Origin of the sequence: Kribbella sp. NBC_00382 (assembly GCF_036067295.1) — a bacterium.
In the GTDB taxonomy this organism is placed as follows: Bacteria; Actinomycetota; Actinomycetes; order Propionibacteriales; family Kribbellaceae; genus Kribbella.
This window is the reverse complement of sequence record NZ_CP107954.1, coordinates 1735941-1748784: the sequence shown is the minus strand read 5'-3', so window position 1 is coordinate 1748784 and position 12844 is coordinate 1735941. Positions and strand designations below refer to the sequence as shown.

Here is a 12844-nt window from a genome sequence, read left to right as displayed (position 1 = left end):
AACGACCTTTGTGAGTGCTGGCGGTCCGGGTGCCCTAGTAAACCTCCACCCGGTCCAGACTGATAACGGTGTTGCTCGACGAGGCGTTCTTGCTCCCGGTCACCCGGACCTTCAGCGTGTGCGGTCCGGCGGGCAGCGTCGGGCTGACGTAGGCGAGTTGCTCGCCAACGCGGATGGAGCTGTAGTAGTCGATGCGTTGCTCGGCGCCGCCGTCGATGGAGATGCCGGCGATGCCGTTGCCGGTGTCCATCACGCTGAGCAGAGCGACCTTCGTGCCGGTGAAGCGGATCGTCGCCGACGCGTTGAGTTGGTTGCTCCAGTGGTCGTTGCCCCAGAAGCACTGGTTCCCGCATCCCGAGCCGGACGACCAGGTACCGGCGTACTGGACCTGGTTCTGGCCGGTCCCGACGTCGGTGTCGTTGATGACCGAAGTGGCGGCTCCGGGGTCGCCGGACGGCAGGTTCTGGGTTGCGCCGGCGGCGAGTGGGCTGCCGAGGTTCGGCGTACCGTCCGCGTTCCAGCTGATCTTCTGCACCCGCGCGGTCCGGAAGGAGTATGTGTAGGTGCTGGTGTTCTTGCCGTGGTACGCGATCCAGTCCTCGGTACCGTCCGGCGACTGGAAGAAGGAGTGGTGCCCCGGTCCCCAGACGCCGGTCGTGTCGTTGCGCGAGAAGATCGGTCCCGGGTGCTGGACCCAGTTCGCCGCGACCATCGGGTCGGCGCCGTTCGCGATGCTCTTCATCCACAACTGGTAGTCGGGCTTGCCGGTGTCACAGGTCGAGTACGTGAGGAACGTTCGCCCGTTGCGATACAACGGCGTCGGACCTTCCCGTACTTCGGTACAGCCACCGTCCGCGGGGATCGCGACCCGGGCTCCGGTTGCCGTCCATGGGTTGCTCATCCGGACGATGTAGAGCTGGGCCGGTCCACCCTGACCGCGACCGGGGCCGGTCCAGACGAAGTACTGCTGGCCGTTGTGGGTGATCGGCTCACCGTCGATCGCGTACTCCCCGAAGTCGGCGAGCTTCGCCTTGAAGCTGTACGGCCCAGTCGGGTCGTCGCCGGCCGACTCGAGCACGTACATCCTGTGGTTCGCGTCCACGCCGTCGGAAGCGGTGTAGTAGATGTACCAACGGCTCCCGACATGCCGGAACGCCGGCGCCCACATCTGGGTGTTGCGGCTCGGATCGGTGTCGCGCCAGACCACCTTCTCCGGCGCGACCAGCAGCGTCGCCAGGCTCGGTGACGACCAGATGCCGATGTGGTCGCCGGTCGTGGTCGCCACGTGGTACCGGCCGCCGTAGTAGAACAGCGACGGATCGGCGCCGGCGTTGACGGGGTTGCGGAAGGTTTGGGATTGGACCGTCTTCACGGTGGTCTCCAGTACCGGCGCGGAGGTGGCCGGTAGTCCGGTCAGCAGGACGGCGGCGGCGAGCGCGGCCGTGAGTACAGCGGGGCGGATGTACTTCATAGTTGGTTTTACAACGATGGAAGTTGCTTTGGGAACCATTCACACCAGAACAAAATGGTTGGCCAGGATCGGCGCGGAGTGGAACCGTGGAGAACATGGGGGACGTCCTAGCTCGCATGAAGCTCAAGGTTCGCGTGGTGCACTACCACCGCGGCGACGTTGACTGCTGGTACGCCGACATCGACGACGCCGACGACCGCCAGCCCGACGACCCGTACTGGTACGTCGACGGCTGCCGTACGCAGGCCGAGGCGCTGTCCGCCGCCTGCACCCAGCTCGCCGCCCTCGACCAGGCGGTCGCGGCCGGCGCCTACCCGGCCCGCTTGAGCGGCAGGATGGCGGCCTGAGCATATTTGTTGCTCAGGGCACCCAATATCTCGGTGAGCGAAGCGATCCTGGGTGCGACCAGGTCGTGCTCGAGGAGCTGGGTGTCACCGTTCAGCTCGTACTCGCGGGCGCTGTCCGCCACCAGGTTCAGCAGCTCCGTGTTGCTCCGCAGCGTCACCCGCTGCAGCGCGATCCGGTACGCCGCGACGCCGTACTGCCTGAGCTGCCGGCGCTCGCCGATCACCAGCTCGCTCCAAGCCTCCGCGAGCCGTGCTGACAATCCGGTCAGCCACGGCTGGACCGCGCTGGTGACGCGCTCCCGGTAGCCGTCGAGCCACGGCGAGCACACGCCGGTGCCGGGGCTCATCGTGAAGGCTGCCGGCGTCGTGCCGTCGGCGACGATCGCGCGGATCAGCGTCACGTTCTCCCGAACGCTGGCGAATCGTGGCGGCCCGCCTTCGAACAGATCGAGGTCGTACTCGACCAGGATCCCGAGTCGGCGCAGGGTCTGCACCGCCACCTGGAGCTCGCGCAGGCGGACCGGGTCGCACCCGATGCCGGCCAGCTCGAGCCGGACGCGGTACAGCCCGCGCGCGCTCAATCCGTTGATGTCCTCGGTCGCGATTTCGCGCGGCGTACAGGACCTGCTCCACAGATCAGAATCCATGGTCCCCCCATGATGCCGATCGACTGTGATTCAAAGTCCGCCCGCAGACGTCCGATGTCAAGGGCCGACGGCCGGCGGCGATGGTTGCCGAGGTCACCGATCGTCTCGCTCTGTAATTGGTTGCTCACTACCCGCATCAGTAGCCAAGACGAGGGTGGAGACCATAATCTTTACCAAGATTTAGGCGTGACCTCCGCGTGGGCCGGTCGTTGAGTTGTCAGACAACGTGCCGATCAAGATCGGATCTCCTGGGGACGTGTCACCGAATCGACTGGGGAAGGCCACCGTGCACAGATTCAACCCACCGCCCAGCTGGCCCGAGCCGCCCACCGCTGCCTGGCGCCCGCCGCTCGGTTGGGAGCCCGACCCTGAGTGGCCCGACGCTCCCGCAGGCTGGGGCTTCTGGCTCAACCGGCACGGCCGCAAGGCCAGCGGCCCGATCGGCGCGTACGGCGCCGTCGACTGCGGCCGCGTCGAGCTCGCCACCGCGGATCGCTCGCTGCTCCTGATGAACGGCTGAACGCTTCTTATCGCGGTCTGATGTTATGTTATCAACGTAACTAACATCGGATCTTCGCGAGGGGGAGCGCCCAGTGCTGGAACCGGCGTGGATCGGCGTCGATCTGGGGACGCAGAGCGTCCGCTCCGTGCTGGTGGGTGCCGCCGGTGAGGTCCTCGCCCGCGCCGCCCGGCCGCTGACCAGCACTCGCGACGGCGTCCGCCACGAGCAGGACCCCCGCGACTGGCTCGCCGCGGTCGATGCCACGCTCGCCGAGGTCGCGACGCCCGCAGTACAGGGCATCTCCATCTGCTCGACCTCCGGAACCGTCCTGCTGACCGACGACGCGGGTGCACCGACCACGCCGGCTCTCATGTACGACGACGCGCGGGCCGCCGGCTACCTCGAGCGCATCGTGAAGGCCGACCCCGATCGCTGGTCCACCGCGATGCAGCCGACCTGGGCCCTCCCCAAGGTCCTCTGGCTGCTCGAGCAGCAGACCGGTCAGATCGCCCACAGCGCCGACGTCGTCGCCGCCCATCTGATCGGCGGTCCCGTCGCCACGGACACCAGCCACGCGCTCAAGACCGGCTATGACCTGATCGCCGACAGCTGGCCGGTGGACGCCTTCGACAGTCTTGGTCTCCCCGCTGAGTTGCTCCCCGAAGTCGTCCTCCCTGGCACCGAGCTGGGTCGCGTCTACACCGCAAAAGCCCAGGTCACCGGGGTCCCCGCCGGTACTCCGGTCTACGCCGGCATGACAGATGGATGCGCGGGCCAGATCGCCGCCGGAGCACTTGCCCCAGGCGCCTGGAACTCCGTCCTCGGCACCACGCTCGTCCTCAAGGGAGTGAGCAAGGACCTCCTCACCGACCCGACCGGCGCTGTCTACAGCCACCGTCACCCCGACGGCGGTTGGCTCCCCGGTGGCGCGTCCAGCAGCGGCGCCGGCGCGCTCACCGCGATGCTGCCCGGCGCCGACCTCGACGCACTCGACCAGGCGGCCCGCGAACTGGGCGCGATCGACGCGGCCGTCTACCCGATCACCGGACGAGGCGAGCGGTTCCCCTTCATCGCTCCGGCTGCCGAGCGATTCGAGCTGGGCGACCTGCCCGACGACCTGCACCGGTACTGCGGAGTCCTGCAGGGTGTCGCCTTCATCGAGAGGCTCGCGTTCGAGCACCTGGAACGGCTCGGCGCCGAGCCCGTCCGATCCGTCTCACTCACCGGTGGCGCCGTGCGCAGCGGCTACTGGAACCAGCTCCGCGCCGACGTCCTCGGCGTACCGGTCCAGCTCCCCGCGGCCGCGGACCCGGCGTACGGGATGGCTGTGCTCGCGGCATCCACCGGTACCTCGGTGGCGGAGACCGCTGCGCGGATGGTTCGCATCGACCGGGTCCTCGAGCCGCGACCGCAGGAGCGGCTGACCACCCTGTACGGCGAATTCGTGGCGGAGCTGGATCGGCGGGGGTACCGCGGATGAGGACGATCGTCGTACTGGCCAGGCACGGCCGGACCGAGTGGCACAAGGGCAACCGGTACACGGGATCGACGGATCTGCCGATCGACGGGGTCGGCCACGTGCAGGCGCGGCACCTGAGGGAATGGGCCGAGGACTTCGCTCCCGACACGCTCTGGTCGTCGCCGATGTTGCGGGCGCGGCAGACCATCGCGCCGACGGCCCAGGCGCTGGGGCTGACTCCCGTCGTGGACGACCGGCTGCGCGAGGTCGACTTCGGGTCGGCCGAGGGGCTCAGTCTCAGCGAGCTGCCGCCGGCCGTCGCCAGAGCATTCGAGCTCGACCCGGTCGGCGCGCATTTCCCCGGCGGCGAGAATCCGGCCGCGGCGGCGGACCGCGTCGAGCAGGCCTTCCACCAGATCGGTCGTGAGCACCAGGGCCGGAAGGTGCTGGTGGTCGCGCACAACACGCTGATCCGGCTGCTCGTCTGCCGGGTCCTCGGGCTGGAGTTGAAGGAGTACCGCAGACTTCTCCCGGCGCTCGGTCCCGCGGCGCTGGTGCGGTTGCGCTGGCAGGACGGCACAGTGGGACTCGAGGCGTTCAACATCCCAGCTGTCCGAACGGAGATCCCCCGATGAGTTCTGGCCCGGCCGACACGTCCGAGCTCAGCCGGCCCGCCCGGCGGCAGTCCGAGATCGCCGCGTACGTCGTCGAGCACGGCTCGGTCTCGGCGAACGACCTGGTCGAGGCGTTCGGCGTCAGCGTGATGACGGTGCACCGCGATCTGGACGAGCTGGAGCGTCAGGGCGTGGTGCGCAAGTACCGCGGCGGGGTGACGGCGCAGCCGACCAGCGTGTTCGAGAGCAATGTCGCCTACCGGCTGAACACCGCGCAGGCCGAGAAGGCCGCACTCGCCCGGCATGCCCGCGCGATGATCGAGCCCGGGATGTCGGTGATGCTCGACGACTCGACCAGCGCGCTCGCCCTGATCGAGCTGTTCGAGGACATCACTCCGTTGACCGTGGCAACCAACTTTCTGCCCGCGATCAGCCGGCTGACCGAGCTGCGGGACGTCACCCTGCTGGCGTTGGGGGGCATCTACTCGCCGACCCACGACTCGTTCGGCGGGATGCCCTGCGCGCAGGCGGTCGAGGCCCTGCACACGGATCTGTTGTTCTGCAGCGTCTCCGCGGTCTCGGCGACGCACGCGTTCCATCAGGAAGAGGAGATCGTGCTGGTCAAGCAGGCCATGCTGCGCTCCGCCCGGACCAAGGTGCTGCTCGTCGACCACGGGAAGTTGCAACGGACGGCGCTGCACCGGCTGGCGCCACTGACCGGTTTCGACGTCGTCGTGGTGGACGAGAAGACCCCGGCCGACCAGATCGCGGCGCTGCGCGACAACGGAGCGACCGTGGAGGTCGCGCCGCTTTAGCCCGACGGCTTCAGTGAGGGAGTCCAGGATGGATGTAGGAGTGGACGTCGGTACCACGGTCACGAAAGCGGTGGCTTTCGACGAAGCCGGCCGGCAGATCGCGGAAGCATCCCGGCCTACCCGGCTGGTCCGGCCCGGGCCCGGCCGGTTCGAACAGGACTCCGCCGAAGTAGTTGCCTCGGTCAATGAAGTTGTCAGCGAACTGGTGGCGTCGGTGGGTGCTACCGCGGGTTTGCTGGCGATCACGGCGCAGGGGGATGGGTTGTGGCTCGTCGATTCCGACGGCCGGCCGGTCCGGCCGGCGATCTCGTGGCTTGACGCCCGCAGCAGTGGGATTCTCGAGCGCTGGACGGCCGATGGTGTTGCGGAGCAGGTGTTCCGGCGTTCCGGCAACCGGATGTTCCCGGGTGCGTCCGGGCCACTGCTGGCGGCAGTACTGGCTGAAGAGCCCGATACGTTGCGAAGCGCGGCGACCGCGGCGTACTGCAAGGACGTGGTGATGCAGCGCCTCACCGGCGTGCGCGCCACCGATGTCTCCGACGGATCGGCACCCTTCCTCGACCCGCGCACCAACACGTACGACGCCGAAGCCTTGAGCGCCTGCGGTCTGACCGACTGGGCACACCTCCTCGCACCCGTCGTCGCCGACGGGCCCATCGGCGAACTCCGCGACCCCTCACTCGGCCTGGCGCTCGGCACCCGCGTCTCCGCCGGACCGTACGACCTCCCGGCCGCCGCTCTCGGTGCCGGCGTGAGCGAGGTCGGCGATGCGCTGCTGACGGTCGGTACGACGCTCGCCTGCCAGGTCGTCACCCGTGAGCTGCCGGTGGACGGCGAGCCGGCCGGACTGTTCCTCGGCACCTGGACTCCTGGCGTCTGGTTGCGCGCGATGCCCGCGATGGTCGGCACGGCCGCCCTCGATCGAGTGCTCGCCCTGGTCGGTGCAGGGGTCGCACAACTACCGGCCCTCCTGGCGGAAAGCCCGGCGGGAGCCAACGGCGTGACTGTCTTGCCCTATCTGTCCGAGGCGGGGGAGCGCGCGCCGTTCGTCGACACCCGCGCCCGCGGGACCATCGACGGCATCTCGCTCTCGACCACCCAGGCCGACCTGGTCCGCGCGACCTGCGAAGGCATCGCGTACGCCGCTCGGCACTGCCTCGAGGCAGCGGGCTGGACAGGCCGGGTGACAGTCTGCGGCGGCGGTGCGAACAGCCAGGAGTGGACGCAGATCCTCGCCGACGTCCTGAACAGCCCGCTCCACACCACCGAGGCCTCCCAGGTTGCTGCCCGCGGTGCGGTGCTCGGCGCGCGGCTCGCAGCCGGGATGGGCGCAGGTCCCGAGTGGATCGCCGAGACTCGGCAGATCGACCCCGATCCTTCCCGCGCAGCTTTCTACGACGAGGGCTACGCGCACCACCTGCGCCGCAGCGAAGCGGCCCGTCCTCGCTGGGCCGATCCGGCCCCCGTTGTGCAACCTTCTGGAGCTCGATGAGAACCGTCCGTACTCTGCTCGCCGGCGACCACTTCGTCGGCAACGACCTGCTCGAAGCGGCGCTGACGTCCGCCCTGCCGGATGTCGGGTTCGACTTCACCCGGGTCACCTTGCCGTGGCCGCTCACGCCGTACGGCCGGGTGGCCGAGGTGGACGAGGCCAGTGACGCCGAGGAGCAGCTGATCGCCGCGCTCCCGGGTATCGAGCTGGCGATCACCCAGATGGGACCGTTCACCGAACGCGTTCTCGACGCCGCTCCGGACCTCCGGTTCCTGGTCTGCTGCCGGGGCGGCCCGGTCAACGTCAACGTGCCGGCGGCAACGAAGCGGGGGATCGCCGTCTCGTCGACACCCGGCCGCAACGCGGTCGCGGCGGCCGAGCATGCGGTCGCCCTGATGCTGGCGGCGCTGCGCAACCTTCCGCGCCTGCAGAAGACCTTGGAGGACGGGGAGTGGCGCAGCGATCTCTACGCCTATGACGACTGTGGCTCGGAGCTCGACGGCGCGACCGTGGGGCTGGTCGGCTACGGCGCGATCGGTCGCCGGGTGGCGCGGGTGATGCTGGCCTTCGGGGCCCGCGTCCTGGTGGTGGACCCGGTACTCGATCCGGCCTCGCCACCGGACGGTACCGAGGTGGTCGCGCTGGCGGACCTGCTGAGGCAGTCCGACGTGGTCAGCCTGCACGCCCGCCTGACCGACCAGACGCGCGGGATGATCGGCGCTGCCGAGATCGCGACGATGCGGCGTGGCGCAGTACTGGTGAACAGCGCCCGGGGTGGATTGCTCGACTACGACGCGACTGTGGACGCGCTGGAATCAGGGCAGTTGGGCGCCGCCGCCTTCGACGTCTTCCCGATCGAGCCGGTCCCGGCCGGGTCACGGTTGCTGACGGCAACCAATGTCGTGATGACGCCGCACTTGGCGGGCGCGACCAAGCAGACCGCCCAGCGAGCCGGTTCGATCGCCGCCGAAGCGGTCGCCGCCTGGCTGGCCGGTCGCGATCCGTTTGGCCTCGTTTCGCTGTGATCATCACCGGCCATCGCGGGGCTCTCGGCTCCGAACCGGAGAACACGCTGCGGTCCTTCCGTCGCGCTGTCGCCGACGGGTGCGACGAGATCGAGCTGGACCTGCGCGTCACCGCCGACGGCGAACTCGTCGTCATGCATGACGCAGACGTCGACCGGACCACCAACGGCCACGGTCCGGTGTCCTCGCTGACCTTCGCCGAGTTGCGCGCTCTTGATGCGGGCCTTGGCGAAGCCGTCCCGACCTGGGCGGAGACGGTCGAGGCCGTCTCCGTGGGGTTCCAGGCCGAGGTCAAGGCCCCTGAGGCTGTCCCGCTGCTGGCGGAGTCTCTGAAAGATCCGGCCTTGGCGACCCGCGTACTCGTCACCTCGTCCTCCGCGGACATCCTGCTCGCCGTACGTCAGCTGGTCCCGTCGGCCGCGACCGGGTTGATCCTCGGGCTGACGCCTGGCGTGGACGAGATCCTCGCCCGGGTCGGCGCGGCTTCCGCCAGCTGGGCTCTGTGTGGGATCACCGGGCTCACCGTCGAGGCTGTGGCCACGCTGCACGCCCATGACATCGCGGTGACCGCGTGGCCCGTGCCCGATCCGGCCGTCTACGCCCAGGCGGTGAGGCTCGGGGTCGACGGCATCACGACCGACCATCCCGGGCGGTTGCGTGCCGGAGTACGGGAGTAGTTCCGTCTTGATGTGCGGAACTGTTCTTACATGATCGGAAATTGTGTGATTGCCTGGGTTCATGAGTATCAGCATCGGTGTGGTCGGAGCCGGCCAGTTCGCCCCCTCGTTCCTGCGGTTGTGGTCGGCGCATCCTGACGTCAGGGACGTCCGGCTGACCGACGTCCTGCCTGACCGGACGGCTGAGCTGGCCGCCAAACAGGGCGTCTCGATCACCTATCAGTCGTTCGAGGAGATGCTCGCCTCCGATGTCGACGCGGTGGCGATCTTCACCCAGCGCTGGCTGCACGGCGAGATGGCGATCCAGGCGCTGGAGGCCGGCAAGCACGTCTACTCGACGGTGCCGATGGCGATCCAGGCCGACCAGATCGCCCGGATCATCGAGCTGGTCAAGGAGACCGGCCTGACCTACATGATGGGCGAGACGAGCTTCTACTACCCGTCGTCGGTCTACTGCCGTCAGCGGCTGGCCGCGGGTGACTTCGGCCGGGTCTTCTACTCCGAGGGCGACTACGTCCACGACATGGATCTCGGGTTCTACGCGGCGTACCAGTACAGCGGTGGCGAGGACTGGAAGAAGACCGCTTCCTTCCCGCCCATGCTCTACCCGACACATGCCGTCGGCAATGTGCTGTCGGTGACTGGTCAGCACGCCACGCATGTCTCCTGCATTGGTGTGAAGGACGAGCGTGGCGACGGAGTGTTCGACAAGGAGATCAGCCAGTTCGACAACGACTTCAGCAACGCGACCGCGCTGTTCAAGCTCGCCGACGGCGGGATCATGCGGACCAACGAGATGCGCCGGGTCGGGTACCCGTCGCACCTGCGGGAGTCGCGGCTGCGTGTGTTCGGTACGGAGGGCAGTTTCGAGCAGCTGGCGACGACCACTGTCTGGCAGACCAAAGAAGGCGCCGAGGACATCTCGTCGTTGATGGCGACCGAGGCAAGCGGCTCGCTCGACGACGCCGACCTCGCCAACGTCGACCCCGCCCTGCGCGACGCCTTCCTGTCCGGTCTCTCGCCCGTCCATGACCGCGACCGGCTGCCGGCCGAGTTCGCCGGCCTGCACAACGGCCACGAGGGCTCCCATCACTTCCTCGCCGACGACTTCGTCCGCGCGGTAGCCGACAAGACGCTCCCGCCGGTCAACGCCTGGGTAGCCGCCCGCTACACCCTCCCCGGCATCTACGCCCACCAGTCCGCGTTGCAGGGCGGCGTCCAACTGGAGATCCCCGACCACGGCGACGCTCCCGCCTAACAACCCCTCCCTCTTCTTTCCTTCCTTCCCTTCGATCAGGTACTGGCATAGGAATGTCCTATGACCTCCCGCCCAGCATTGCCTTCCCGTACTGCGGTCCTGGCGGTCGCGGCTTCTGTAGTCGCCGCGTCCGCCCTGGCCGGTACTGCGGCCGCCCAGCCGTCGGTTGACGCGGTCCTCGCAGCGTCTCCGTCCCAGGCCTCCGCCTCCCGCGCCTCCGCGACCCTGCCGCTTGGCCCGGCGACGCTTGCCGAGACCCGTGAGAGCCGGGTCCTGCAACCCGGCGTGACGCTGACGACGATCGTGCGCGGGCAGGCAGGCGCACAATCCTTCTGGACCGTCGAGGTGGCGATCCCCTCCAGTTCACCCGACCCGGACGCGCCCGCCACCGCCCTCTCCGACAAGGCGGCGGCTGAGGTTGCTGCTGCCAAGCTGCGCACGGCCGGCCTCGACCCCCGCGTCGAAGACGTCCCAACTCCCAAGCTCGCGGACGCCGGCGGCGGCTCACTCGGCTACCGCGTCCGCCTCGGCTTGTTCCCGACCAAGGCTGAGGCCGACGCCCTGCGCACGAAGGTCATCGCGGCCGGCCTCGGCGGTTCGAGCATCTACACCGGCTGGGACGGCGAGCCCGACGACGTCAGCGGTTCGACCGGCCCCTGGCACGTCCAGGTGCTGACGATCGACCCGAAGAAGTTCCGCGGCGGCCTCGACGCGTCGTACGGACTGGACCTGGAGGCGCGCGAGACAACCTCCACGCTGGCCGCGCTCACCGGCGCCACGGCCGCGATCAACGCCGGCTTCTTCGTCCTCGATCCGAAGGCAGGCGCCCCCGGCGACCCGGCCGGCGTGGCGGTCTACGACGGGCATCTGGTCAGCGAGCCGACCGCCGGCCGCCCTGCCCTGGTGATTTCAGACAACGCTCGCGGTACCGCCGTCGAACGCTTTCGTTGGCACGGTGAGGTGAGAGGCGCCGGCCGCCCACTCCCGCTGGACGGGCTGAACCGGATCCCCGGCCTGATCCGCAACTGCGGCGGTACCGCCGACGACCTGCCGACCTCCAGCCCACTCCACGACGTGACCTGTACCGACCCCGACGAACTGATCGCCTTCGACTCGACCTACGCCGCCCTCACCCCGAGCGGCCCCGGCGCCGAGGTGATCCTCGACCGCCGCGGCACCGTCACCGCGATCCGCCCCACCACCCGCGGCGGTGCGATCCCCGAAGGCGGCCGCACTATCCAAGCAACCGGCACCCAAGTCACCGCACTCCTGGCGGCCGCCAAGCTCGGCAAACGCCTTGAAATCAAGGCCTCCCTCACCGACACCCGCGGCCACGACGTCCGCCTGTCACCCCGCACGACAATCGTCAACGGCGGCCCCGAACTGATCCACAACGGCCGCATCAACGCGACCCCGAAGGCCGACGGCATGGCCCCCGCCGACAACCCGAACTTCTACTACGGCTGGGTCCACAAGCGAAACCCCCGCACCATCGCCGGCGTCGACGCCCAAGGCCGCACCGTCCTCATCACCGCCGACGGCCGCAACGTCGACAGCCTCGGTCTCGGCATCGCCGAAGCAGCTGCCGTAGCCAAATCCTTCGCCCTCCAATCCGCCATCAACCTCGACGGCGGCGGCTCCACCACGATGGTCGCCAACAGCAAGGTCCTCAACACCCCGTCGGATGCAACCGGCGAACGCCCGGTCGGAGACGCCTTGGTGATCACTCCCGCCAGATGAATCCAGCCCTGCGCCGACGTGACCGGAACCTACTGTTCGTAGACCTTGCGGAGGCGGACTGACATCGAGTTGCCGAGGTGCTTGGTCATCGCGGCTTCGGCTGCGGCCGGGTCGCCGGACAGGATGGCCTCGACGACCTCGCGGTGTTCGACCAGTACTTCGGGGCCGGTGTCGCGGTCGTAGTGCAAACGGAAGATGTGCAGGTGGCAGTGGGTCCGCTGGAAGGCGAGGCGGACCTGCTCGCTGCCCGACAACCCGGTGATCAGGGTGTGGAAGCGGTTGTCGTGCGCGGTGAGCGACTTGTACCCGGCGTAGTCGACTGAGGTTGGTTCGACCGCGGTCGCGAGCTCCGCGGTCAGGCGTTCGCGGCCGGTGTCGTCGATGAGTTCGGCGGCTCGCCGTGCTGCCCAGGGCTCGAGCAGCAGGCGGAAGCGGTACAGGTCGTCGAACTCTTCCAGCGAAAGCAGGGGAGTGGCCCGGTACCCCTTCAGCGGCTCCTTGTCCGCCAGCCCCTCCGACTCCAGCCGCGCGAGCGCCTCGCGGACCGGCGTGGACGACACCTGGAAGTCCCGCGCCAGACCGTCGATCGAGATCCGCGCGCCCGGCCGGATCGCGTGGTCCATCAGCATCGTCTTGATCGCCTCGTAGACGTCGTCGGCCAGCATCTGCCGCCGCAACAGCCGCCGATCCGGCGCCTCTGCGACGGGTTCCATCGCCGATGCCGTCGGCTTCGCGGCGGGCGTCATCGTCGAGGGAGCAGGCGACTCCGCCGTCGGCCGCACTGTCGGGTCCATCGG

General features: G+C 68.9%; 13 protein-coding genes. 10 read left to right on the top strand and 3 right to left on the bottom strand.

Going from position 1 to position 12844, the window contains the following annotated elements; genetic code table 11:
* Positions 1–34: 34 nt before the first annotated feature.
* On the bottom strand, positions 35–1471 hold the full coding sequence (locus tag OHA70_RS08720; protein ID WP_328330427.1) for a family 43 glycosylhydrolase: 1437 nt from the start codon (positions 1469–1471) through the stop codon (positions 35–37).
* Between the two features lie 116 nt (positions 1472–1587).
* Between OHA70_RS08720 and OHA70_RS08715 the strand changes: the two genes are divergently transcribed.
* Positions 1588–1818, top strand: a complete 231-nt coding sequence (locus OHA70_RS08715) for a hypothetical protein (protein ID WP_328330425.1) — start codon at positions 1588–1590, stop codon at positions 1816–1818.
* On the opposite strand, the gene OHA70_RS08710 is transcribed toward OHA70_RS08715, so the two are convergent.
* Positions 1782–2465, bottom strand: a complete 684-nt coding sequence (locus OHA70_RS08710; RefSeq protein ID WP_328330423.1) for a hypothetical protein — start codon at positions 2463–2465, stop codon at positions 1782–1784. The genes OHA70_RS08715 and OHA70_RS08710 overlap by 37 nt on opposite strands.
* Before the next feature lie 286 nt (positions 2466–2751).
* Here OHA70_RS08710 and OHA70_RS08705 point away from each other — a divergent pair, with 286 nt between their 5' ends.
* From OHA70_RS08705 to OHA70_RS08665, 9 genes are all read left to right on the top strand, one after another.
* Positions 2752–2985 (top strand): hypothetical protein, encoded by a 234-nt coding sequence (locus OHA70_RS08705; protein ID WP_328330421.1) that lies wholly within the window; start codon positions 2752–2754, stop codon positions 2983–2985.
* Between the two features lie 73 nt (positions 2986–3058).
* Positions 3059–4447: an FGGY-family carbohydrate kinase gene (locus OHA70_RS08700; RefSeq protein WP_328330419.1), complete on the top strand. Its 1389-nt coding sequence runs from the start codon at positions 3059–3061 to the stop codon at positions 4445–4447.
* Positions 4444–5061: a histidine phosphatase family protein gene (locus OHA70_RS08695; protein ID WP_328330417.1), complete on the top strand. Its 618-nt coding sequence runs from the start codon at positions 4444–4446 to the stop codon at positions 5059–5061. Before OHA70_RS08700 ends, OHA70_RS08695 begins: the two co-directional genes overlap by 4 nt.
* The gene (locus tag OHA70_RS08690; RefSeq protein WP_328330415.1) at positions 5058–5855 is read left to right on the top strand and encodes a DeoR/GlpR family DNA-binding transcription regulator; all 798 of its coding nucleotides are present in this window, start codon (positions 5058–5060) and stop codon (positions 5853–5855) included. The genes OHA70_RS08695 and OHA70_RS08690 overlap by 4 nt, the downstream gene beginning before the upstream one ends.
* A gap of 28 nt (positions 5856–5883) precedes the next feature.
* Positions 5884–7347 carry an FGGY-family carbohydrate kinase gene (locus OHA70_RS08685; protein ID WP_328330413.1) on the top strand — a complete coding sequence of 488 codons (1464 nt, stop codon included), beginning with the start codon at positions 5884–5886 and terminating at the stop codon, positions 7345–7347.
* On the top strand, positions 7344–8372 hold the full coding sequence (locus OHA70_RS08680; RefSeq protein WP_328330411.1) for a 2-hydroxyacid dehydrogenase: 1029 nt from the start codon (positions 7344–7346) through the stop codon (positions 8370–8372). The genes OHA70_RS08685 and OHA70_RS08680 overlap by 4 nt, the downstream gene beginning before the upstream one ends.
* Positions 8369–9049, top strand: a complete 681-nt coding sequence (locus tag OHA70_RS08675; RefSeq protein WP_328330409.1) for a glycerophosphodiester phosphodiesterase — start codon at positions 8369–8371, stop codon at positions 9047–9049. Before OHA70_RS08680 ends, OHA70_RS08675 begins: the two co-directional genes overlap by 4 nt.
* 61 nt (positions 9050–9110) lie before the next feature.
* The gene (locus OHA70_RS08670; RefSeq protein WP_328330407.1) at positions 9111–10307 is read left to right on the top strand and encodes a Gfo/Idh/MocA family protein; all 1197 of its coding nucleotides are present in this window, start codon (positions 9111–9113) and stop codon (positions 10305–10307) included.
* Positions 10308–10367: 60 nt separating this feature from the next.
* On the top strand, positions 10368–12047 hold the full coding sequence (locus OHA70_RS08665; RefSeq protein ID WP_328330405.1) for a phosphodiester glycosidase family protein: 1680 nt from the start codon (positions 10368–10370) through the stop codon (positions 12045–12047).
* 29 nt (positions 12048–12076) lie between these two features.
* Here the strand turns inward: OHA70_RS08665 and OHA70_RS08660 are convergent, their stop codons facing one another.
* Positions 12077–12841: a GntR family transcriptional regulator gene (locus tag OHA70_RS08660; RefSeq protein WP_328330403.1), complete on the bottom strand. Its 765-nt coding sequence runs from the start codon at positions 12839–12841 to the stop codon at positions 12077–12079.
* Positions 12842–12844: the final 3 nt, after the last annotated feature.